This window comes from Leeia aquatica (assembly GCF_012641365.1).
GTDB classification, from domain to species: domain Bacteria; phylum Pseudomonadota; class Gammaproteobacteria; order Burkholderiales; family Leeiaceae; genus Leeia; species Leeia aquatica.
The window spans coordinates 403,615-423,795 of the sequence record NZ_JABAIM010000001.1 but is presented as its reverse complement, the minus strand read 5'-3'; the positions used below and the strand labels follow the sequence as shown (position 1 = coordinate 423,795).

Below are 20,181 nucleotides of genomic sequence, written 5' to 3'. Positions count from 1 at the left end.
CTGTTGGGTGATCAGGAGAGCAGGGTATGCCGGGTAAGAAAGTATGGGTGTTGACGATGCTGCTGGGCATGCTCACAGTGACAGCATCAGCCGCCGGTCAAGGTGTGTTGCGTTGCGGCTGGTTTGATAACCCGACGCCAAACAATGCCTGGCTGATCGACCGCGATGGTGAGTGGACGATCAGCGAGCAGGGGGGGCATCAGGCTGAGGGGGACTGGCCGTCTCTCAGTGGGCGGCAATGGGTGGCGACCAACGGTAGCCATGGGCATGGCTGCGCCTGCATGCGCGTGATCGCCATCCCCGGCAGTCATGATATTGCGCGCATTCTCAGCACCCAGGCCAAGCCCTTGCAACAGTGTCGCAAAGACCCGGCGCTGCGGGGTAAAGAGCCAGGTTGACGGGTATGGAGTCTGTCCGCTTCTGGCGCGATCCGGCGCTACCCTGTTACGAATTGCGGCAGGCCATCAACAGCCGGGCCTGCTATCGCGCGCACTCGCATCCGGTATTGTCGATAGGCAAAGTGGATGCCGGGCAATCCCGCCTGCGGGTCAAGGGGCAGCGGGAGATTGCACTTGGCGCAGGTGATGTGGTGGTGATCCCGGCCTACCTGCTGCATTCGTGCAACCCCAGGCCAGACCAGTTCTGGGGTTACCGCATGTTGTATCTGGATGTGCCCGCCTTGTTGGCCGTCGCCGGGCCGGTATCGCTTGAGCAGGCTGAGTTGCCCTTTTCGGTGTGTCAGCCTCACGACCGTCCAGGTCTGGCTACTCGGGTGGATGAAGCTTTCGACCAACTCAGTACGGTGACCACGGCAGCACAGAAACAGGCAACCTTGCTTGCACTGCTGGCACAACTGCCGCATGCGCCATCCGAGCGGGCGACGATCCCGCTCTGGCTGCAAACACTCAATCTGACGCTACAGTCCGCCATGCCACAAGGGCTGAGCCTGGCGCAATTGGCTGCGCTGAGCGGCAAAAGTCGCAGCAGTCTGCTGGCCGCCTATGGGCAACATTACGGCTCCACACCGCACCAGGCCATCATCGACCTGCGTCTGAATCAGGCCAAGCAGCTGCTGGCGCAGCAGCAGGCGGTGGTATCGGTGGCACTGGAAACGGGGTTTACCGATCAAAGCCATTTCAGCAACGCCTTCAAGGGGCGGGTCGCCGTCACCCCGCAACAGTACACACGGCTGCTGCATCGCTAGACAAGGACCACCATGATTCTGGAAGTCGCCATCCTCAAGGTCATTCCCGGTCAAGAGACGGCATTTGAACAAGCCTTTGCCCAAGCCTCCACCCTGATCGCCAGCATGCCCGGCTATCGGCACCACCAATTGCAGCGCTGTATGGAGCAGCCTTCGCAATACATTTTGCTGGTGGGGTGGGATACGCTGGAAGATCATACGATCGGTTTTCGTGGTTCGCCCCAGTACCAGCAGTGGCGGGCCTTGCTGCATCACTTCTACAACCCGTTCCCGACTGTCGAGCATTACCAGCAGGTCTACGCCAACGCCTGCTGAGCAGGCGACTGCGCCGGACTTTTTTGCAAGAATCATCAGCCTGCCCTTTCTATCATCAGGCTTTCTTGCGAGGAGGTCTGTATGGAATGGCAATTGTTTTTGCTGGCAGTGGGGACACATTTCCTGGCCTTGCTCAGCCCGGGGCCAGATTTCTTCCTGCTGCTGAACACGGCGACGAGTCGGGGTGTCCGTGCCGGGTTATGGACCACGCTCGGCATCACGCTCGCCAATGCGATGTATGTCGCGATGGCGGCGCTGGGTGTTCGTGGGCTGGAGAGCCACACGGTGGCCTATGTGCTGTTGTACTGGGGTGGGGTGGTCTACCTGCTATGGCTGTCACATGCTTTCCTGACCGCCGGTTTGCAGCCGGTGGTGGTGGGGGTGAAGGGGGTGATGTCTGGCGGGGAACGCCGCGCCTTTCTGCTGGGTTTCAGCTCCGGCATGCTCAACCCGAAGAATGGCCTGTTCTATGCCGCACTGTTCGCGGCCCTGCACACCCATCATGCCAGTGATGCGGTGCAGCTGACGGCAGCCATCTGGATGCCCAGCCTGGTGCTGGCTTGGGATGCCTGCGTGGTCTGGCTGTTTACCCGGCCAAGGGTGGTGGCACGTTTCAACCGCTATCAGGCTGTGCTGCATAAGTTGTCAGCGGTGGTCATTCTGGGCATGGCACTGGCCATGGCGTATGGCTTCTGGGCATAGGTCTATTGCGCGATTGCGAGACTAGGCTCGCAGTGGCAATACGACTTCGAAGCGGCAACCCTGATTCGGTGTGCTGTGGAGGCTGACGGCACCACCATGGTCTTCCGCCACCCGTTTGACGATGGCGAGCCCAAGGCCGGTGCCTTCGTTGCGGGTGGTAAAGAAGGGTTCAAAGACACGGGATTGTTGCTCGGGCGGGATGCCGGGGCCGTCGTCGCTGATGTGCAGGTACAACCAGCCATTGAGTAACCTGACTTCCAGGGTGACGGCGTGCTGCGCAAAGCTGACGGCGTTTTCCAGCAGGTTGATGACCGCACCTTGCAAGGCGGTGCGGCTGCCGGTCAGGGGTATCGGTGGCAGGGCTGCCGGGCTGTCGAGCTGGCATTGGCGTGCCTGGGCGTGAGGCAGCACGGTGGCGAGGGCATCCTGCAGCACCGGGCCAGCATCAAAGGCCTCCTGCTCGTGATTACTGCCGCGCACAAACAACAGCATGTCGGCAATCAGGCCTTCCAGATCGTGCAGGCGGGCGGTGGTTTTCTCGGTAAACTTCTGCCGCTGCGCATCCGGCAGTTGTGGATTACCCAGGTGGCTTACATAGAGCAGGGCGGTGGCCAGCGGTGTGCGCAGCTGGTGGGCCAGGCCTGCCGCCATTTCCCCCATCGCGGCGAGCTTCTTGTGCTGCTCCAGTTGCTGTTGCAGCAGGTAGTGGCCGGTCAGGTCGGTGATCAGCAGTATCTGCCCTTCACCATTCGCGCCTGCGGTGGTCTGGATGGCGAGGCGGGCGCGGTGCTGCCCCAGCCCATCCAGCAATTCCCATTCTTCGGGAGAGAGGGTGGGGCGCAGGTGCTTGACCGCCACATCCAGCCAGCGCTGGCTGGGCAGGTTCGGCCCGAACCATTGCTCGGCCGCCCAGTTGGCCGCGGTAATCACGCCCTCGGCATCCAGCTCCAGCACTCCGGCAGGCAGCGCCGCCAGCAGCGAGGAGACGCGACGGGCCAGCGCATCCTTTTCTACCAGCTGCTGCTGCAAGGCCTGGTTGCTGGCCGCCAGCTCTTCACTCAGGTGGCTGACTTGCTGCTGCAAGGTTTCAAACTGCTGGGTCAGCTGTACCGACGTTGCATTGAAGAGCGCGAACGCCTGCTGCAGCTCGGCTGGGGTCAGCGCCGGCTGATCCATGGGCTCAGTCGACCAGCTTGGCCCAGCGCATGATGGCCAGCACCTGGTCGTCGTCCAGTTCGGCCCAGGTACCGCGCTTTAGCCGTGGCGGCAGACCCAGCGGGCCAAAGCGCACCCGCATCAGGCGGCTGACCGTCAGGCCGAAATGCTCGAACATGCGGCGCACTTCGCGGTTGCGGCCTTCCTTGAGAATCACCTTGTACCAGTGGTTCAGCCCTTCGCCCCCCTGATCCACCAGCACATCAAACCGGGCTGGGCCGTCTTCCAGCTGTACGCCGGTGGTCAGCGCCTTTTTCTGTTCGTCGGTGAGCTCACCAAACACCCGTACCGCATACTCGCGCTCGACTTCAAAGCGCGGGTGGGTGAGGCGGTTGGCCAGATCGCCCGAGGTAGTAAACAGCAGCAGACCGCTGGTGTTGTAGTCCAGCCGACCGACCACGGTCCAGAAACTGCCCTGTACCCGTGGCAGGCGCGAAAACACCGTCACGCGGCCTTCCGGGTCATCGCGGGTGACCAGCTCGCCTTCCTGCTTGTGGTACATCAGGATACGCGGCAAGCGGTTTTGTGCTCGTAGGCGAACCGCTTTGCCATCCACCCGTACCATGTCTTCCGGCGTGACCCGGGTGCCTGGCGTGGCAGGCTGCCCGTTGACGGTCACCCGACCAGCCTCGACCAAGGCATCCATGTCCCGGCGTGAGCCAAGGCCCGCCTGCGCCAGCGCTTTTTGCAAGCGTACCGGTTCCTGGTCCAGCTGCACTTTCTGCTTGGGCTGTTGCAGGTCTTTCTCACTGCGCCGCACCAGGGTGACCCGGCGTGCCTTGTCCGGGGTGCTGCTCTTGCTGCTGCCGGTGCGTAATTGGGCCGGGGCGCGCTTGCCGATGATCTCGATGTCGGCACTGCGCGGTGGGCGGCGACCGCCCCGCTTGAGGGCCGGTGCGTCGCCCACCTCCACCACTGCCGGTTTGCGTGGGCGCTGGCCCTCTTCCTCGGTGGTGGCGGGGCGTGGGGTGGGCTGGCTACGGCGGTCACTGCGCTGGCCGTAGCCGCCGGTCGGGGTGCCGTAGCTGGCCTTGCTGGCAGCGGCTTGGCCGCCGCGTGCGCGTGGCGTGGACGTGTCGGCCGGGGCCTGACCGCTGTTGGCAGCTGGCCGACGCTGCTGACGGCTGCCAGCCTGACGGACGGGTTGTCGGGCCGCAGCCGGACGCGAAGACTTAGACATGAGGCAAACTTTCCTGATGGGTGAGCTGCTCGAGGTCATCCAGCGGGGGAAGCTCACTCAAACTGCGTAAATTCAGATCACTCAAAAACTGTGGGGTGGTCGCCAGCAAGGCAGGCCGCCCCGGTACATCACGATGTCCAACGGTTTCAATCCAGCCGCGCGCTTGCAGCGACTGGATGATGGTGCTGGCGACCGACACCCCGCGTATCGCTTCGATATCGCCACGGGTTACCGGTTGCCGATAGGCGATCACCGCCAGCGTCTCCAGCACGGCCCGCGAGTAGCGGGGCGGCTTTTCCGGGTTCAGCCGGTCCAGATACGGCTGGAACTCCGGCCGGGTGCGAAAACGCCAGCCCTCGGCCAGTTGTACCAGCTCCACGCCCCGGCCTTGCCAGGCCTGCTGCAAATCGGTCAGCAACCTGCGGATGACCGCCTGCTCCAGACCGTCGCCCAGCACCTGCTTCAGTTGTGCCAGCGTCAGCGGCTGTGCGCTGGACAGCAGCACAGTCTCCAGAATCAGGCGGGCGTGGTTGAGACTATCCATCGGTGCGGCACTATACCAGCTTAGCGTAGATTGGTTGATACGGCTCGCTTTGTGCGATCTGTACTAGGCGCTCTTTGCACAACTCCAGCAAGGCCAGAAAACTGACCACCAGATCGGCCACCCCGGCTGCGGTATCGAACAGGTCCACAAACGGGGTGTACAGTTCACGCTGCAGGCGTTTGAGCAGTTCACTCATCCGCTGCCGTACCGACAGGCCCTCTTTCGACACCTGATGGTGGCGGTTCAGGCGGGCACGGCGCGCAATATACTGCCAGGCTTCCAGCAGGTCTGCCGGGTGAACATCCGGCAGCTGGATCACGGCGGTACGCTGCAGCCACACCTCCACCCACTGAAAATCCCGCTCGGCCTGTGGCAATTGATCCAGTCGAAAGGCTGCTGCCTTGATCTGCTCATACTCCAGCAGGCGGCGTACCAGCGCCGCACGCGGGTCTTCCTCGATGCCATCTTCCGTCAGCACGGCGGGGCGCGGCAACAGCAGGCGGGACTTGATCTCGATCAGTACCGCCGCCATCAGCAGGTATTCTGCCGCCAGCTCCAGCTGCTGCACCTTCATCGCTTCGACGTATTCCATGTACTGTGCCGTGAGGCTGGCCATCGGAATGTCGAGTACATCAACATTCTGGCGACGAATCAGGTACAGCAACAAATCGAGCGGGCCTTCAAAGGCCTCCAGAAATACCCGCAGGGCATCCGGCGGAATGAACAGGTCCAGCGGTATGTCGTGAAACGGCTCGCCGCGCACTTGCGCCAGCGGCTCGGCCACGGGCGTCGGGAAGGCGAGCTGATTCACGGTGGACCGTTAGCTGTACAGCAGGCCCATCGCCTCGCGCACGTCACGCATGGTTTCCTGTGCTACCTTGCGTGCGCGCTCGCAACCATCGGCGATGATGTTGCGTACCAGCGTCGGGTCATCCTGGTACATTTGTGCCCGTTCCTGCATCGGCTTCTGCTCCGCCACCATGCTGTCGATCACCGGCTGCTTGCATTCGATACAGCCGATACCGGCGCTGGTACAGCCTTGCTGCACCCAGTTCTTCACCTGATCGTCGCTGTAGACCTGATGCAGCTGCCACACCGGGCATTTCTCCGGGTTGCCGGGGTCGGTACGGCGCACGCGTGACGGATCGGTCGGCATCTGCTTGACCTTTTTCGCCACCGTCTCCGGTGTATCGCGCAGGGTGACGGTATTCTGATAGGACTTGGACATCTTGCGGCCATCCAGCCCCGGCATCTTGGAGGCGGCGGTCAGCAGCGGTTGTGACTCCGGCAGGATCATCTTGCCGCCGCCTTCCAGGTAGCCATACAGCCGCTCACGGTCGCCCAGGCTCAGGTTTTGCGCGTCTTCCAGCAGGGCGCGGCCTGCTTCCAGCGCTTCACCATCGCCTTCTTGCTGGTAGCGGGTACGCAGCTCGTCATACAGCTTGCCCTTCTTGCCGCCCAGTTTCTTGATGGCGGCTTCGGCTTTCTGCTGGTAATCCGGTTCCTTGCCAAACAAGTGATTGAAGCGGCGCGCAATCTCGCGGGTGAATTCCACGTGCGGCACCTGATCTTCACCCACTGGCACCATATTGCCCCGGTAGATCAGGATGTCTGCCGCCTGCAGCAGCGGGTAGCCAAGAAAGCCGTAAGTATTCAGGTCTTTCTGGCTCAGTTGCTGCTGCTGGTCCTTGTAGGTGGGCATCCGTTCCAGCCAGCCATTGGGGGTAACCATTGACAGCAGCAGGTGCAGCTCGGCGTGCTCCGGCACCCGGCTCTGGATGAACAGGGTGGCCTGGTTCGGGTCGACACCGGCCGCCAGCCAGTCAATCACCATTTCCCAGACGCTGTTTTCAATGATCTGCACATTGTCGTAATTGGTGGTCAGCGCATGCCAGTCCGCCACCATAAAGTAACAGTCGTACTCGCTCTGCAGCTTGGCCCAGTTCTTCAGCACACCATGATAGTGGCCGAGGTGCAGGGCGCCAGTGGGGCGCATGCCGGAGAGGACGCGATCAGCAAACATGAAAACAGGCTTTCTTTCGTGAAGTTCAATCGGACAGCTTGGATTACAGCACCGACAATATCAGGTCGATGACATACAGCATAGGGGCCAGTGCGATGTTCAGGGTCTTGGTAAGGATCAGGCCAATGACAATGAACATGCCGTAAGGGACAACTTTCTCCAGCATCTGATCCCATGGGCGCGGCAGCAGGCTGATCAGCATTCTGCCACCATCCAGCGGCGGGATCGGCAGCAGATTGAGTGCCGCCAGCATGGCATTGATACTGAGCCCCATCCACGCCATTTGATGCATGGGCTGGGCCAGATCGCCCATGTCCGGTGCCAGATACTTCAGTACCAAGCCCCAGAACACCGCCATGATGATGTTGATGCCCGGCCCGGCCAGCGATACCCAGAACATGTCCCGCTTGGGATTGCGCAGATTGTTGGCGTTGACGGGCACCGGCTTGGCCCAGCCAAACAGGAAGCCCCCCGCGATCAGACACAGAATGGGCAGCAGGATGGTGCCGATCGGGTCAATATGCTTGATCGGGTTCATGGAGACCCGGCCCAGCATCCAGGCCGTCTTGTCGCCCAGCCGTAATGCCGCATAGGCGTGCGCGGCTTCATGCAGGGTAATCGCCAAGAGGATAGGTACCGCGTACAGCAAAATGTCCTTGAATTGAAAGTCCATGACCTTATTCCTCCAGACCCAAGGCAGCCAGGCTACCTTTGCCAGCCCGGATCAGCACTGGCTCATCGTCGGTGAGGTCGACCACCGTGGTGGGCTCCATGCCGCAGTAACCGCCGTCGATCACCAGATCCACCTGCCGCTCCAGCTGCGAGCGAATCTCATAGGGGTCAAACGGCGCTTGTTCTTCACCCGGCAGCAGCAAGGTCACTGAGAGCAAGGGCTCGCCCAGTTCTTCCACCAGCGCCAGCGCGACCGGATGATCAGGAATGCGCAGGCCAATGGTGCTCTTCTTCGGGTGCAGCAGCCGCTTGGGGACTTCTTTGGTGGCTTGCAGGATCACCGTGTAACTACCTGGCGTAATGGCCTTGAGCCGCCGGTATTGCTGGTTATCCACCTTGGCGTAGGTGGCGATGGCGGAGAGGTCATTGCACACCAGGGTGAAGTGGTGCTTGTCATCCAGCTGGCGAATCTGGCGGATGCGCTCCAGTGCCGCCTTGTCACCCATATGGCAACCGAGCGCATAACAGGAGTCGGTCGGGTAGACGATGACGCCGCCTTCCTGCACGATCTGCGCTGCCTGGCGAATAAGGCGAGGCTGCGGGTTTTCCGGGTGAATCTGAAAGAACTGTGACATGAGGGTAGCGGGTCCGTATCAGGGCAGGGTGGCCGGTACTTCGGCAGGCAGGGTGACCCCCAGCGCTTGCCAGACCGGCTTGCAATAGTCAGGGAGCGGCGGGAACTGGCCCAGATCGCCATAGTGGCCCTGTCCGTGGAAATCTGAGCCCACCGAGGCCCACAGGTCGAAAGATTCCGCCAGCCGGGCAAAACGGGCGACCAAGTCTGGCGTATGGTTGGCGGTGCCGACTTCGATGCCATCGCCGCCAAAACGGGTGAAAATCTCCACCAGTTCGTTCATGGTCTTTTTGCCCATGTCGTAACGGCCGGGATGAGCGAGGATGGCCAGCCCGCCTGCAGCATGCAGCCATTCGATGGCTTCCGGCAGGGTGGCCCACAGATGTGGCACATAGCCGGGTTTGCCGGGGGTCAGGTATTTCTTGAAGACGGCTTGCAGATTGCGAGCACGTCCTTGCTCGACCAGAAAGCGGGCAAAATGGGCGCGACCGATCATGTCCGGGTTGTCAGCAAAGCGCATGGCGCCCTCAAAGGCGCCCTCGATGCCCACTTTGGCCAGCCCGGCGGCCATCTGCTGGGCCCGTTCGGTACGGCCACTGCGAATGCGCTGCAAGCCATCGCGTAAAACCGCATGCTCGGGGTCGATGCCCAAGCCGACGATGTGCAGGGTGTGCTTGCCCCAGTTGACCGAGATTTCCACACCGTTGACGAGGTGAATGCCACACTGTCGGGCAGCAGTGGCGGCTTCTGCCAGGCCGCTCAGTTCATCGTGATCCGTGAGCGCCAGCACCCGTACACCGCGCGCAGCCGCTCGCTCCACCACGGCCGTGGGGCTCAGCATGCCGTCCGAGACGGTGGAGTGGCAGTGAAAGTCGTAAGGGGACATCAGGCCTTGCCTGCATCATGCCGACCCGGCTGCCACAGCACATCCGGTACCTGATGATGGCGATTGAGTACCCGCGCCAGCACAAACAGCAGGTCGGACAGGCGGTTCAGGTAACGGGCCGCGAGCGAACCAGCCATGCCTGCCTCTTCGATGGCCAGCAACTGGCGCTCGGCACGGCGGCTGACAGCGCGTGCCACATGGCATTGTGCGGCTGCCTTGCTGCCACCCGGCAGGATGAATTCCTTGAGCGGAGGCAGCTCAGCATTGAAGTCCGCCAGCGCCTGATCCAGCTGCAGCAGGTGAGATTCCTGCAAGGAATGCCAGCCGGGCACCGCCAGCTCGCCACCCAGGTCAAACAGGTCGTGCTGAATGGCGGACAGCAAGTCTCGAATGCGGGGTGGCAGGTCTTCACACAGCAGCACGCCAAGCTGGCTGTTCAGCTCGTCGGTATCGCCGAGTGCAGCAATGCGCGGGTGCGTCTTGGCCACCCGGCTGCCATCGCCCAGCCCGGTGCTGCCGTCATCGCCGGTGCGGGTGGTAATGCGGGAAAGCCGATGGCCCATGAGGATGTCCAGACAGATAAAACCTGATTATACCTGATGGGACGGGCGCCGCGCTTTCAGTAGCGCTTTGCATAGCTGCAGTAGTCCACCAGGGTGCCATCCGGTGCTTTGGCAAACTCTGGATGCATACCTTCCAGCTGAAAACCCAGGCGGTCCATCAGCTTGCGGCTGGAAAGATTATTGGCTTCGATCAGGCCGTGCAGACGGCGAGCATGCAAGGTTGATGTTGCCAGCTGGATGGCCGCCTGCAGCGCTTCCCGCGCCAATCCCTTGCCGTGATGGCTACTGCGGCACCAGATGCCCAGCTCGAACTGTGGATGCTCCCAGTCCATGTTCTGCAGGCCGCAACAGCCGACACATAACCCCGAATCCCGCTCAATCATCAGCATCAGCAGCCGTTCACGCCGGATGAATTTGGCGTGGTGTTCACGGCAATACAGCTCGGAGTTGTCCAGACTGGGTTCTGCTAGGCTCCAGGGAAAGGAAGTCGGCAAGGATCGCAGCTCGGCGAGTGAGGTCTGTACGGCATCCAGATGCAGCGGTCCGTCCCCCGCCTGCGGGCAGCGCAGGGTGAGCCGCTCGGTATGGAGGCTTGTCGGGATGTTGAATAAAAGCGGGTTGGTCATGGCGGGGGCTGGCGGGTTGTGGGATGCCGCGATCATGCCATGATTTTTAGTCCAGCAAAACATGATGATTCAGTCTGGAGCGGGCTGCCCTCCACATGACGTTATACTGTGGTAAAGTCTCAGCCAATGTATAAAACCGTGCTTTAGTGCGTGTTAGGGAGCATCATGGACATTACGCCACTGCTGAAACTGATGGCTGACCGCCGTGCATCCGACCTGTTCTTTACGGCAGGCGCGGCAGCCCAGATCAAGATTGAAGGGGTGATTCATCCCGTCAATCAGCAAGTGTTCAATGGCGACCAGATCAAGCGTATCGCCTATCAGCTGATGGATTCCACCCAGATTGCCCGCTTTGAGAGCGAATGGGAGATGAATTTCGGCTACCCGGTACTGGATGTCGGTAATTTTCGGGTCAACATCTTCAAACAGCGCGGTGAAATCGGCATTGTGATCCGCTACATCCGCTCCCACGCGCCGACCATTGCCGAGCTGAACCTGCCGCCGGTACTGGAAGAGCTGATCATGGGCAAGCTGGGCCTGATCCTGGTGGTGGGCTCGACCGGCAGCGGCAAGTCCACCTCGCTCAGCGCCATGCTGGAGCACCGTAACCGCAGCAAGAGCGGCCACATTTTGACGGTGGAAGATCCGATCGAATTCGTGTTTGAACACCGCAAGTCCATCGTCAACCAGCGCGAAGTCGGCATTGATACCCAGACCTACTCCCATGCGCTGAAGAACGCCATGCGGGAGGCGCCGGATGTGCTGATGATTGGTGAAATCCGCGACCGGGAGGCGATGCAGCACGCGCTGACCTATGCCCAGGCCGGGCATTTGATCCTCTCCACCCTGCATGCCAACAACAGCTACCATGTGATGAACCGCATCATCAACTTCTTCCCGCACGAGGCGCGCCCCAGCTTGCTGCTGGACTTGTCGGTGTCGTTGAAGGCGGTGATTTCGCAGCGGCTGGTCAAGGGGGTGGACGGTAAACTGGTGCCTGCCGTGGAAGTGCTACTCAACTCGCAGCGCGTGGCAGAGTTGATCCGCACCGGTCAGATCGACCTGATCCGTGAGGCGATGGAAAACAGCGTGTCTGAGGGTTCGCAAACCTTTGAGCAGTCGCTGTTCATTCTTTACAAGGAAGGCCGGATCACCTTGCAGGAAGCATTGGCCAACGCCGACAGCCCGACCAACCTGGCCTGGAAGATCAATAACGACGGCAAGGCCCATGCCAAGGTGGAAGAGGCACAACAGATTGCGGGTGCGCCTGCTCGCCCGGTTGCAGCCCCCAAGGATGAGGGCGATGTCAGCTTTGATTTCGACCTGAAAGTGGATGAATGAGCTTTTCCGGTTGACATGAAGCCGGAGGGCGGGTTTCATTGCGGGCGGCCAGTGGCCGCCCGCTTGCCATCCTGCAACCCTGTATGATCTGGACGATATCCCATGATGCTCTACGGTATTCCCAACTGTAACACGGTCAAAAAGGCCCGCGACTGGCTGTCGGCACAAGGTCATGCGGTACCGTTTCATGATTTCAAGAAGCAGGGCGTGACAGAAGCCCTGCTGCGCGAATGGCTGCAGCAGCAACCCTGGGAAAAACTAGTCAACCGTGCCGGGACCACCTGGCGGCAGCTGCCGGATGAAGCCAAGGCCGCCATCACGGGCGCCGAGCAGGCGATAGCCCTGATGCTGGATAAGCCCTCTGTGATCAAGCGACCGGTTTTGGTCAAAGACGGCCGCGTGACGCTGGGGTTTGACCCGGATACCTACACCAGCCTGTTTGCCTGAGCCTTCCCTTATTTTGATCTGGAAAACCACCATGAACCCGACGCAGGCCCTGACCGAACAATTGATTGCTTGTCACTCGGTGACCCCCGTGGATGGCGGCTGTCAGGACCTGATGCTGAGCCGCCTGTTGCCGCTGGGCTTTGTGGTGGAGAAGTTGCACAGCAATGGGGTGGATAACTTCTGGGCGCGTCGTGGTACGGATGGCCCGGTGTTGTGTTTTGCCGGGCATACGGATGTGGTGCCGACCGGCCCCTTGCATGACTGGACCACCGATCCCTTTGTGCCGACGGTACAAGAGGGCATGCTGCATGGTCGCGGCGCGGCAGACATGAAAGCCTCGCTCGCGGCGTTTGTGACCGCCATTGAGCGCTTTGTGGCGGAGTGCCCGGATCATAAGGGGTCAATTGCCCTGCTGATTACCTCGGACGAAGAGGGGGTGGCCACCGATGGCACGGTCAAGGTAGTGGACCTGCTGCAGGCGCGGGGTGAGTCGATTGACTACTGCATTGTTGGTGAGCCGACGTCGGACCGCCGCTTTGGCGACACCATCAAGAATGGCCGGCGTGGGTCGCTCTCCGGCAACCTGACCGTCAAGGGTATCCAGGGGCATATCGCGTACCCGCACCTGGCGCGTAACCCGATCCATCAGTTGGCCCCGGCGCTGGCAGAGCTGGCCGGGATGGAGTGGGATCGTGGCAACGACTACTTCCCGCCGACCAGCTGGCAGGTGTCCAACATCCACGGCGGAGCAGGGGCGACCAACATCATTCCGGGCTCGGTGAACGTGCAGTTCAATTTCCGTTTCTCCACCGAGCAAACGGCGGATGGCCTCAAGCAGCGGGTGCATGCCGTGCTGGACCAGCATGGGCTGGAATACGATCTGCAATGGAACCTCTCGGGTAATCCGTTCTTTACCGCACCGGGCGAGCTTTCCCGTGCCCTGCAGGCGGCGATTGAAACCGAAACCGGGGTACAGGCGCAACTGTCCACCACTGGTGGTACCTCGGATGGCCGCTTCATTGCCCGTATCTGCAAACAAGTGGTGGAATTCGGGCCGATCAACGCTACCATTCATAAGGTGAATGAGTGTGTGGCGGTGGACGATTTGCCACGCCTCTCCGGGATTTATTATCAAACCCTGTGCCGTTTGCTCGGCTGAAAGCCAGCATGAACCGATTCAACCCGCATGCTTATGTCTTTGTGCTCGATAGCCTGAAGACTTTTGTTGCCCTGCTGGCACTGGTCAATCCCTTTGGCGCGATTCCGTTTTTTGTCAGCCTGACCACGCAGCAAAATGAACGCGAAAAGCGCCGGACCATCAAGATTGCCGCCGTGACGGTGGCGATGGTGATCATCGTGTCGGCCTTGCTTGGGCGCAGCATTATTGCGTTCTTTGGCATCTCGGTCGCCAGCTTCCAGGTGGGGGGTGGCCTGATCATGCTGCTGATGTCGATCAGCATGCTCAATGCGCAAATGGGCGGTAGCCGGACCACGCCCGAGGAAACCTCGGAGGCTGAATTACGGCACAGTATTGCCGTGGTACCGCTGGCGATTCCCTTGCTGACCGGTCCGGGAACGATTTCGACGGTGATCGTCTATGCCCAGAAGGCAGACCACTGGTACGAGTACCTGGGCTTGATCGGCTCGGGTGTGGCCATCGGGATATTGACCTGGGTGGCCTTCAAGCTGGCTACCCCGATTACCCGTGTGGTAGGCCGTACGGGCATCAACGTGGCCACGCGCCTGATGGGCCTGATCCTGGCCGCGCTGGCGGTCGAATTTATTGCCGAAGGCTTGCTGACCCTGTTGCCGGGCCTGCGTGGCTGATTTCATCTGAAGAGTTCATCATGAGTGTTTCCCTGTTCAACGAAGCTAGGCAAAGCCTGCATACCGTGCGCGATGTCTTGCGCTTTGCCATCAGCCGCTTTCATGAAGCCGGGCTGGTGTTTGGTCATGGCTCGACCAATGCACATGACGAAGCGGCGTATCTGATTCTGCACAGCCTGCATCTGCCGCTCGACCAGCTGGAGCCGTTTCTGGATGCCCGGCTGACACCGGGGGAGCTGCAATCGGTGCTGCACCTGCTGTATCGTCGGGTGGATGAACGGGTGCCGGCAGCCTACCTGACCCGCGAGGCCTGGCTGGGTGAGTACCGCTTCTATGTGGATGAGCGGGTGATTGTGCCGCGCTCTTTCATCGCCGAGCTGCTGCGTGAGCAACTGGCCCCGTGGGTGAATGAGCCTGAAGAAGTGGTCAGCGCGCTGGACATGTGTACGGGCTCGGGCTGCCTCGCCATTTTGCTGGCAGAGGCTTTCCCGAATGCGGAGGTTGATGCCGTTGATCTGTCGCCGGATGCGCTGGCGGTGGCGGAGCACAATGTCAGCGACTATGACCTGGGCGAGCGCATCAACCTGATGTGTTCTGACCTGTTCAGCAATCTGCCGGAAAAGCAGTACGACCTGATCATCAGCAACCCCCCCTATGTTAATGCCGAATCGGTGGCTGAGCTTCCGCAGGAATACCTGCACGAGCCTGAGCTCGCCTTGGGCAGTGGGGACGACGGACTGGATGCGACGCGCAAGATCATTGCCGAAGCCAGCCGCTTCCTCATCCCCGGTGGTGTGCTGGTGGTGGAGATTGGGCATAACCGCGACGTGCTGGAGGGCGATTACCCGGAGCTGCCGTTCACCTGGCTGGATACCGCCAGCGGGGACCAGTTTGTCTTTCTGCTGACGCGGGAAGAGCTGGTAGAGGCGGGCTACTGAGGGTCGACAGGTGAGGGCGGGGCTCCGCCCTCATTCTGCCTCGACCCAGCCCTCATCACGAAACTGCGCCAGCTTGTAGCGCAGCGTGCGCTCACTCATGCCCAGCTTCTCGGCCGCCAGTCGCCGTACGCCATGGCAAGCGGCCAGCGTGTCTAGAATGTGCTGGCGCTCCAGATCCCGCATATTGCTGGGTATCTCGCCTTTGTTGCCCTCTGCGGCAGGTTCGGTCAACACAGCGGCTACACCGCCCGGCAGCATCAAGTCGGCGGCATCAATATCCGGATTCGGCGCCAGAATCAGCGCCCGTTGCACCACGTTTTCCAGTTCGCGCACATTGCCGGGGAAGGCATAAGCCCGCAAGGCCGCCTCCGCAGCTGCAGTAAACCGGCGGCCCTGACCACTCGCCAGCCGTTGCAGGGTTTGCTTCGCCAGCGGCACGATGTCGCCCGGCCGCTCGCGCAGGCTGGGTAAGGGCAAGGGGAATACGTTCAGACGGTAGAATAAGTCCTCACGGAACTTGCCCTCCTTGACCCAGCTCGCCATATCCCGGTTGCTGGTCGCCAACACCCGGATGTCCAGCGCAATCGGCTTGCTGCCGCCCACTCGCTCGACTTCACGCTCCTGCAGGACGCGCAGCAGCTTGGCCTGCAAAGGTAGCGGCATTTCTGAGACTTCATCCAGCAGCAGGGTGCCGCCCTGGGCCTGCTCAAACTTGCCGGCATGGCTTTGCGCTGCGCCGGTAAACGCCCCTTTTTCGTGACCAAACAGGGTCGATTCCAGCAGGCTTTCCGGAATGGCGGCGCAGTTGATGGCGATAAACGGCTTGTTGCGACGCGCGCTGTGCTGGTGGATGAAGCGGGCCAGCACTTCCTTGCCGGTGCCGGATTCGCCGCTGATCAGCACGGTGGCATCACTCTGAGCCACCCGCTCGGCCAATTGCCGCAGCTGCAGGGTGGCAGGGTCGTGCGCCAGCATGTCGCTGCCTTCACCCGGCGACTGGGCCAGGGCAAAGCGGGTGACCTGGCTGACCAGCGCATCCGGCGCAAACGGCTTGGGCAGATAGTGACAAGCGCCGGCCTGCAGCGAGGCAACGGCATGTTCAATCACCCCATAAGCCGTCATCAGCAACACTGGCAGGTGCGGCCACTGCACCTTGACCTCACGCAGCAGCTGGTTGCCATCCATCGGCTGCATGGCAACATCGGACACAACCATGCCGACGGGCTGCTGTGCCAGCAGTTGCAGCGCCGCGCGGCCATCGCTGGCGGTAACGGTGCCAAAGCCCGCCAGCTCCAGCGTATCGACAATGGCCTCGCGCAAGGCCGCATCGTCCTCCACCACCAGAATGGGCAGCGCACTCATGGCATCAATCGCGGAAATTCTGATACTGCAGCGGGAAATCGGTGACTTCCTTGCGGATCAGCGCGATAGCCTCCTGCAGATTGTCCCGCTTGGCGCCGGTCACGCGCACCGCATCGCCCTGGATGGCGGCTTGCACCTTCATCTTGGAATCCTTGATCAGGCGAACGATCTTTTTCGCCAGCTCACTGTCGATGCCTTCCTTGACGGTAATGCTCTGCTTGACCTTGTTACCACTGACTTTCTCGATCTTGCCGTGGTCGAGGCAGCGCACATCTACCTGACGCTTGGCCAGTTTCTGCAGCAGGATGTCTTTCACCTGATCGAGCTGAAATTCTGCATCGGCATAGAGGGTCAGCACCTTCTCGCTTTGCTCCACGCGGGCGTCGGTGCCCTTGAAGTCGTATCGGGTGCCGACTTCTTTCTGGGTTTGGTCAACCGCATTGCGGACTTCAACCAGATTGACTTCCGAAACAACGTCAAAAGAGGGCATGTGTACTCCTGGGGAAAACGGGTATGCAATATGTACTATAGACGCCCGCCACGACAGACGGTGCGCGGCATGCAGTTTACCTGATGTCTGTGCGGGCTTCACCCGTCAGACAGGGCAAGGCGTGTGATGCTGGTGGGACGGGGTGGTAGTTTGCAGTGAGGAGGCAGGGCTTGGGGAGGGGGCAGGGCCACGGCATGTGGCCCTGCTGGTGGCGCTCAGCGCGGACCGGCGGTTACGGTGAAGCTGGCTTTGCCGAGGCTGTGCTGCCAGAGGAAGAAACCCACGAGCGCTGCGGTGGCCCCTTTGCCGACGGGCAATTTGTCGACCTTCAGCGCGTGTACCGTGTAGGTGTAATGATGGAGGCGGCCTGCGGGCGGGCAGGGGCCAAAGAAGCCTGGTTGGCCCACATCCGTATTGCCTTCAATGGTCCCTGCAGGCAGAGGGCCCGCGTTGACCCCACCGGGCAGAGACTGTGTCGTGGCCGGGATGTCATAGGCTACCCAGTGCCAGAAGCCACTGCCCGTGGGGGCGTCCTGATCGTAGAAGGTCACGGCAAAGCTCTTGGTGCCTGCCGGGGCATTGCGCCACTGCAGGTCCGGCATGACACTGTTACCGGTGCAGCCGAAAGCGTTGGCGTACTGCGCTGCAGGGATGGCCGCGCCCGGTGCAATTTGCGTGCTGCTCAGGGTGAAGTCAGCGGCATGGGCAGACAGGGAAAAGCTCATGGTCAGTGTGGCAAACAGTAATTTCATCAAGTCCTCCAAAGAAGCGGGTGGGTTCAGAAGCCTTCAAGCACAATCTTGCCGCGAGCCTTGCCACTTTCCAGCATGGTGTGGGCGCGCTTCAGGTTGGTGGCATTGATGGTGCCAAAGTGCTCGGCGACCGTGGTCTGGATCACGCCGGCGTCGACCAGTGCGGCCACTTCATCCAGCAGGCGGTGCTGGGTAATCATATCTTCTGTCTTGAACAGCGAGCGGGTAAACATCAGCTCCCAGTGCAGGGAAATACTCTTGGCTTTGAGCTTCATGATGTCCAAAGGGGACTTGGGATCGTCAATGAGTGCAAAGCGGCCTTGCGGAGCGATGATGTCGGCGATTTGGGCGAAGTGATCGTCGCTGTGGTTGAGGCTGGCCACCATGGTGACGTTTTTCAGGCCAATACGTTGCAGCTCTTCGGCAAAAGGACGTTGATGGTCAATGACATGGTGCGCGCCCAGTTCACGAACCCAGGCCTGGGTTTCCGGGCGTGAAGCAGTGCCAATGACATTCAGCGAGGTCAGACGACGTGCCAGCTGCGTCAGGATGGAGCCCACCCCGCCTGCAGCACCCACAATCAACAGCGATTGCTGGGACGGGCTTTTGCCGGGTACGACGCCCAGGCGGTCAAACAACAGTTCCCAGGCAGTGATGGCCGTCAACGGCAGGGCCGCCGCTTCGGCAAAGCCAAGACGCTCCGGCATGTGGCCGACTATGCGCTCATCCACCAGCTGCAACTCGGCATTGCTGCCGGGGCGGGCGATGTCGCCCGCGTACCAGACCCGGTCACCCGGCTTGAACAGCACGGCATCAGGCCCTGCTGCACGGACAATACCGGCCGCGTCCCAGCCCAGTACGCCCCATTGTCCTTCCCCTACCGGGCGTCCGACCCGGATTTTGTAATCCACGGGGTTGACGGAAATGGCTTTGACTTCGACCAGCAGGTCGCTGCCGGTGACCACCGGTTCGGGCAGTTGAATGTCCTGCAGCGAGGCAGGGTCGGTAATGGGCAGGTTCTTCTGGTAAGCAATGGCTTTCATGGTGATACTCCTTTAAAGGTAGGTTCAGGCAATAAGGTCAAGGCGCTGGATGTCGATGCCAGCGGCCTTGCCTGCAATGGCGGATTGCAAACGAGCCATGTGCGGGCTGTGCAGGTGTGCTTCCAGCTCAGCGGCATCTGCCCAGCGTTCAATCATGACCCAGCACAGTGGGTCGGCTTGATCCACATGCAGGTCATATTGCTGACAGCCGGGTTCGACCCGGGTGGGCGCCAGCATGTCACGCAGCGCGGTGCCGACGGCTTCACGGTGTTCTGGATGAGCCACAATTGTGGCGATGATACTCAGGGGCATGATGATCCTTTGGCTGATGCGGACCCCACTTGCCGGGTAGTCGGTTGGGCGGGTCACGTTTCGGGAGCATCATGCGGCAAGTTAATTTTTAAAAAAACACACTGATGATTGATTGACTTGTAATCACTATTTGAAAATGACGTGGGGCGGGCTTATCATCCCGGCATGCAAACCTTGCGCGATCTGGAAATCTTTCAACTGGCTGCGGACCTGGGCAGCCTCTCATCCGCGGCACGACGACTGAACATGACGCCCGCTGCTGTCAGCATGGCGATCAAGCGACTGGAAGCTGAGCTGGGGGTGGCGGTGTTCTTGCGGTCGACCCGCAGCCTGCGCCTGACCACCGAGGGCCGGATATACCTGGATCACTGCAGACAGGCATTGCAGTTGCTGGCCGACGGGCGTGAGGCCGCGTTGACCGGCATCCGGGCATTGCGAGGGTTATTGCAGCTCTCCCTGCCGTCCGATCTGGGGCGTAATGTGGTGTTGCCCTGGCTGGACCAGTTTCAAGAGCAGCATCCGGAGCTGCAGTTACGGCTGCTGGTGACAGACCGGCTGGCGGATGTCTACCGGCAGCCGGTAGACCTGGCCCTGCGCTATGGCACTTTGCCGGACTCCTCGCTGGTGGCCTTGCCCGTGGCATCTGATAATCGACGGGTGCTGTGTGCAGCGCCCACTTATATTGCACGGCATGGTCAACCTGCCACACCGGCTGCGCTGGTCGCGCATAACTGTTTGACGTACCAGCACGGCGATGTGGTCTATGACCGTTGGCGGTTTTTCCCGCAGGGCCGTGAAGTGTCGTTCCAGGTCACCGGCAATCGCAGTACGGATGATGGCGATGCGGTACGCCGCTGGGCGCTGGATGGGCAGGGTATCGCCTACAAGTCGGCGCTGGATGTGGCCGAAGACCTGCTGGCAGGCCGCCTGGTTGCCCTATGCCCTGACTGGGCTGGGGAGCCGGTGCCGCTGAATCTGCTCTGTGCCGGGCGCAGGCAAGTAAGCCCGCTGGTGCAGACCTTGCGGCAATTTCTGACGGAGCGCTGTGCAGACGTGCTGTCCCGACTGTCCACTGCGGGGTTGCTGCCTGCCCGCCGAGGCTAGG

Annotated in this window: 25 protein-coding genes; 10 read left to right on the top strand and 15 right to left on the bottom strand. The window is 61.1% G+C overall.

Annotated elements, in window-relative coordinates; translation table 11 throughout:
• Nucleotides 1–26: 26 nt before the first annotated feature.
• From HF682_RS01935 to HF682_RS01920, 4 genes are all read left to right on the top strand, one after another.
• Entirely contained in the window at nucleotides 27–398 is a 372-nt protein-coding gene (locus HF682_RS01935; protein ID WP_168875570.1) for a DUF4087 domain-containing protein, read from the top strand.
• 5 nt (nucleotides 399–403) lie between these two features.
• Nucleotides 404–1,204 carry an AraC family transcriptional regulator gene (locus tag HF682_RS01930; RefSeq protein ID WP_168875569.1) on the top strand — a complete coding sequence of 267 codons (801 nt, stop codon included), beginning with the start codon at nucleotides 404–406 and terminating at the stop codon, nucleotides 1,202–1,204.
• A 12-nt stretch (nucleotides 1,205–1,216) separates the two neighbouring features.
• Entirely contained in the window at nucleotides 1,217–1,519 is a 303-nt protein-coding gene (locus tag HF682_RS01925; RefSeq protein WP_168875568.1) for an antibiotic biosynthesis monooxygenase family protein, read from the top strand.
• Nucleotides 1,520–1,600: 81 nt separating this feature from the next.
• On the top strand, nucleotides 1,601–2,221 hold the full coding sequence (locus tag HF682_RS01920; RefSeq protein WP_168875567.1) for a LysE family translocator: 621 nt from the start codon (nucleotides 1,601–1,603) through the stop codon (nucleotides 2,219–2,221).
• Nucleotides 2,222–2,242: 21 nt separating this feature from the next.
• On the opposite strand, the gene HF682_RS01915 is transcribed toward HF682_RS01920, so the two are convergent.
• From HF682_RS01915 to HF682_RS01870, 10 genes are read right to left on the bottom strand one after another with little or no spacing between them, the layout of a single operon-like run.
• Nucleotides 2,243–3,397, bottom strand: coding sequence for a sensor histidine kinase (locus HF682_RS01915; protein ID WP_168875566.1), 1,155 nt, complete (start codon nucleotides 3,395–3,397; stop codon nucleotides 2,243–2,245).
• Nucleotides 3,398–3,401: 4 nt separating this feature from the next.
• A complete protein-coding gene (gene rluB, locus HF682_RS01910) occupies nucleotides 3,402–4,616 on the bottom strand; it encodes a 23S rRNA pseudouridine(2605) synthase RluB (protein WP_168875565.1) in 1,215 nt (404 codons plus the stop codon).
• The gene (scpB, locus tag HF682_RS01905) at nucleotides 4,609–5,160 is read right to left on the bottom strand and encodes an SMC-Scp complex subunit ScpB (protein ID WP_168875564.1); all 552 of its coding nucleotides are present in this window, start codon (nucleotides 5,158–5,160) and stop codon (nucleotides 4,609–4,611) included. The genes rluB and scpB overlap by 8 nt, the downstream gene beginning before the upstream one ends.
• Nucleotides 5,161–5,170: 10 nt before the next feature.
• Entirely contained in the window at nucleotides 5,171–5,971 is an 801-nt protein-coding gene (locus HF682_RS01900; protein ID WP_168875563.1) for a segregation and condensation protein A, read from the bottom strand.
• A gap of 9 nt (nucleotides 5,972–5,980) precedes the next feature.
• Nucleotides 5,981–7,183 (bottom strand): tryptophan--tRNA ligase, encoded by a 1,203-nt coding sequence (locus HF682_RS01895; protein WP_168875562.1) that lies wholly within the window; start codon nucleotides 7,181–7,183, stop codon nucleotides 5,981–5,983.
• 43 nt (nucleotides 7,184–7,226) lie between these two features.
• Nucleotides 7,227–7,856, bottom strand: a complete 630-nt coding sequence (locus HF682_RS01890) for a site-2 protease family protein (RefSeq protein WP_168875561.1) — start codon at nucleotides 7,854–7,856, stop codon at nucleotides 7,227–7,229.
• Nucleotides 7,857–7,860: 4 nt separating this feature from the next.
• A complete protein-coding gene (locus HF682_RS01885) occupies nucleotides 7,861–8,490 on the bottom strand; it encodes an L-threonylcarbamoyladenylate synthase (protein WP_168875560.1) in 630 nt (209 codons plus the stop codon).
• Nucleotides 8,491–8,508: 18 nt separating this feature from the next.
• Entirely contained in the window at nucleotides 8,509–9,375 is an 867-nt protein-coding gene (locus HF682_RS01880) for a 3',5'-nucleoside bisphosphate phosphatase (RefSeq protein WP_168875559.1), read from the bottom strand.
• Nucleotides 9,375–9,938, bottom strand: a complete 564-nt coding sequence (locus HF682_RS01875; RefSeq protein WP_168875558.1) for a cob(I)yrinic acid a,c-diamide adenosyltransferase — start codon at nucleotides 9,936–9,938, stop codon at nucleotides 9,375–9,377. The genes HF682_RS01880 and HF682_RS01875 overlap by 1 nt, the downstream gene beginning before the upstream one ends.
• Nucleotides 9,939–9,994: 56 nt before the next feature.
• Nucleotides 9,995–10,564 carry a GNAT family N-acetyltransferase gene (locus HF682_RS01870; protein ID WP_168875557.1) on the bottom strand — a complete coding sequence of 190 codons (570 nt, stop codon included), beginning with the start codon at nucleotides 10,562–10,564 and terminating at the stop codon, nucleotides 9,995–9,997.
• Between the two features lie 165 nt (nucleotides 10,565–10,729).
• Between HF682_RS01870 and HF682_RS01865 the strand changes: the two genes are divergently transcribed.
• From HF682_RS01865 to prmB, 5 genes are all read left to right on the top strand, one after another.
• Nucleotides 10,730–11,905: a PilT/PilU family type 4a pilus ATPase gene (locus tag HF682_RS01865; protein WP_168875556.1), complete on the top strand. Its 1,176-nt coding sequence runs from the start codon at nucleotides 10,730–10,732 to the stop codon at nucleotides 11,903–11,905.
• A 102-nt stretch (nucleotides 11,906–12,007) separates the two neighbouring features.
• A complete protein-coding gene (locus HF682_RS01860) occupies nucleotides 12,008–12,352 on the top strand; it encodes an ArsC family reductase (RefSeq protein WP_168875555.1) in 345 nt (114 codons plus the stop codon).
• A 31-nt stretch (nucleotides 12,353–12,383) separates the two neighbouring features.
• Nucleotides 12,384–13,511 carry a succinyl-diaminopimelate desuccinylase gene (dapE, locus tag HF682_RS01855; protein ID WP_168875554.1) on the top strand — a complete coding sequence of 376 codons (1,128 nt, stop codon included), beginning with the start codon at nucleotides 12,384–12,386 and terminating at the stop codon, nucleotides 13,509–13,511.
• A gap of 8 nt (nucleotides 13,512–13,519) precedes the next feature.
• Nucleotides 13,520–14,179: a MarC family protein gene (locus tag HF682_RS01850; RefSeq protein WP_168875553.1), complete on the top strand. Its 660-nt coding sequence runs from the start codon at nucleotides 13,520–13,522 to the stop codon at nucleotides 14,177–14,179.
• Nucleotides 14,180–14,211: 32 nt separating this feature from the next.
• The gene (gene prmB, locus HF682_RS01845; protein ID WP_205881968.1) at nucleotides 14,212–15,117 is read left to right on the top strand and encodes a 50S ribosomal protein L3 N(5)-glutamine methyltransferase; all 906 of its coding nucleotides are present in this window, start codon (nucleotides 14,212–14,214) and stop codon (nucleotides 15,115–15,117) included.
• A gap of 30 nt (nucleotides 15,118–15,147) precedes the next feature.
• Here prmB and HF682_RS01840 read toward each other — a convergent pair whose 3' ends face one another.
• The 5 genes from HF682_RS01840 to HF682_RS01820 all read right to left on the bottom strand — a co-directional run bounded on the left by HF682_RS01840 (nucleotide 15,148) and on the right by HF682_RS01820 (nucleotide 19,076).
• Nucleotides 15,148–16,479 (bottom strand): sigma-54-dependent transcriptional regulator, encoded by a 1,332-nt coding sequence (locus tag HF682_RS01840; protein ID WP_168875551.1) that lies wholly within the window; start codon nucleotides 16,477–16,479, stop codon nucleotides 15,148–15,150.
• 4 nt (nucleotides 16,480–16,483) lie between these two features.
• Nucleotides 16,484–16,969, bottom strand: a complete 486-nt coding sequence (locus HF682_RS01835) for a YajQ family cyclic di-GMP-binding protein (RefSeq protein WP_168875550.1) — start codon at nucleotides 16,967–16,969, stop codon at nucleotides 16,484–16,486.
• Nucleotides 16,970–17,184: 215 nt separating this feature from the next.
• Nucleotides 17,185–17,721, bottom strand: a complete 537-nt coding sequence (locus HF682_RS01830; protein ID WP_168875549.1) for a YbhB/YbcL family Raf kinase inhibitor-like protein — start codon at nucleotides 17,719–17,721, stop codon at nucleotides 17,185–17,187.
• Between the two features lie 26 nt (nucleotides 17,722–17,747).
• Complete coding sequence (locus HF682_RS01825) at nucleotides 17,748–18,764, bottom strand: zinc-binding alcohol dehydrogenase family protein (RefSeq protein ID WP_168875548.1); 1,017 nt, start codon at nucleotides 18,762–18,764, stop codon at nucleotides 17,748–17,750.
• A gap of 24 nt (nucleotides 18,765–18,788) precedes the next feature.
• The gene (locus tag HF682_RS01820) at nucleotides 18,789–19,076 is read right to left on the bottom strand and encodes a putative quinol monooxygenase (RefSeq protein ID WP_168875547.1); all 288 of its coding nucleotides are present in this window, start codon (nucleotides 19,074–19,076) and stop codon (nucleotides 18,789–18,791) included.
• Nucleotides 19,077–19,241: 165 nt separating this feature from the next.
• On the opposite strand from HF682_RS01820, the gene HF682_RS01815 reads away from it, so the two are divergent.
• Complete coding sequence (locus HF682_RS01815) at nucleotides 19,242–20,180, top strand: LysR family transcriptional regulator (RefSeq protein ID WP_168875546.1); 939 nt, start codon at nucleotides 19,242–19,244, stop codon at nucleotides 20,178–20,180.
• Nucleotide 20,181 lies beyond the last annotated feature (1 nt).

What these genes read in the sequence shown, in the direction of transcription:
- HF682_RS01935 (WP_168875570.1), top strand. Translation starts at nt 27, where the DNA reads ATGCCGGGTAAGAAAGTATGGGTGTTGACGATGCTGCTGGGCATGCTC.
- HF682_RS01930 (WP_168875569.1), top strand. Translation starts at nt 404, where the DNA reads ATGGAGTCTGTCCGCTTCTGGCGCGATCCGGCGCTACCCTGTTACGAA.
- HF682_RS01925 (WP_168875568.1), top strand. Translation starts at nt 1,217, where the DNA reads ATGATTCTGGAAGTCGCCATCCTCAAGGTCATTCCCGGTCAAGAGACG.
- HF682_RS01920 (WP_168875567.1), top strand. Translation starts at nt 1,601, where the DNA reads ATGGAATGGCAATTGTTTTTGCTGGCAGTGGGGACACATTTCCTGGCC.
- HF682_RS01915 (WP_168875566.1), bottom strand. Translation starts at nt 3,397, where the DNA reads ATGGATCAGCCGGCGCTGACCCCAGCCGAGCTGCAGCAGGCGTTCGCG.
- rluB (WP_168875565.1), bottom strand. Translation starts at nt 4,616, where the DNA reads ATGTCTAAGTCTTCGCGTCCGGCTGCGGCCCGACAACCCGTCCGTCAG.
- scpB (WP_168875564.1), bottom strand. Translation starts at nt 5,160, where the DNA reads ATGGATAGTCTCAACCACGCCCGCCTGATTCTGGAGACTGTGCTGCTG.
- HF682_RS01895 (WP_168875562.1), bottom strand. Translation starts at nt 7,183, where the DNA reads ATGTTTGCTGATCGCGTCCTCTCCGGCATGCGCCCCACTGGCGCCCTG.
- HF682_RS01890 (WP_168875561.1), bottom strand. Translation starts at nt 7,856, where the DNA reads ATGGACTTTCAATTCAAGGACATTTTGCTGTACGCGGTACCTATCCTC.
- HF682_RS01885 (WP_168875560.1), bottom strand. Translation starts at nt 8,490, where the DNA reads ATGTCACAGTTCTTTCAGATTCACCCGGAAAACCCGCAGCCTCGCCTT.
- HF682_RS01880 (WP_168875559.1), bottom strand. Translation starts at nt 9,375, where the DNA reads ATGTCCCCTTACGACTTTCACTGCCACTCCACCGTCTCGGACGGCATG.
- HF682_RS01875 (WP_168875558.1), bottom strand. Translation starts at nt 9,938, where the DNA reads ATGGGCCATCGGCTTTCCCGCATTACCACCCGCACCGGCGATGACGGC.
- HF682_RS01870 (WP_168875557.1), bottom strand. Translation starts at nt 10,564, where the DNA reads ATGACCAACCCGCTTTTATTCAACATCCCGACAAGCCTCCATACCGAG.
- HF682_RS01865 (WP_168875556.1), top strand. Translation starts at nt 10,730, where the DNA reads ATGGACATTACGCCACTGCTGAAACTGATGGCTGACCGCCGTGCATCC.
- HF682_RS01860 (WP_168875555.1), top strand. Translation starts at nt 12,008, where the DNA reads ATGATGCTCTACGGTATTCCCAACTGTAACACGGTCAAAAAGGCCCGC.
- dapE (WP_168875554.1), top strand. Translation starts at nt 12,384, where the DNA reads ATGAACCCGACGCAGGCCCTGACCGAACAATTGATTGCTTGTCACTCG.
- HF682_RS01850 (WP_168875553.1), top strand. Translation starts at nt 13,520, where the DNA reads ATGAACCGATTCAACCCGCATGCTTATGTCTTTGTGCTCGATAGCCTG.
- HF682_RS01840 (WP_168875551.1), bottom strand. Translation starts at nt 16,479, where the DNA reads ATGAGTGCGCTGCCCATTCTGGTGGTGGAGGACGATGCGGCCTTGCGC.
- HF682_RS01835 (WP_168875550.1), bottom strand. Translation starts at nt 16,969, where the DNA reads ATGCCCTCTTTTGACGTTGTTTCGGAAGTCAATCTGGTTGAAGTCCGC.
- HF682_RS01830 (WP_168875549.1), bottom strand. Translation starts at nt 17,721, where the DNA reads ATGAAATTACTGTTTGCCACACTGACCATGAGCTTTTCCCTGTCTGCC.
- HF682_RS01825 (WP_168875548.1), bottom strand. Translation starts at nt 18,764, where the DNA reads ATGAAAGCCATTGCTTACCAGAAGAACCTGCCCATTACCGACCCTGCC.
- HF682_RS01820 (WP_168875547.1), bottom strand. Translation starts at nt 19,076, where the DNA reads ATGCCCCTGAGTATCATCGCCACAATTGTGGCTCATCCAGAACACCGT.
- HF682_RS01815 (WP_168875546.1), top strand. Translation starts at nt 19,242, where the DNA reads ATGCAAACCTTGCGCGATCTGGAAATCTTTCAACTGGCTGCGGACCTG.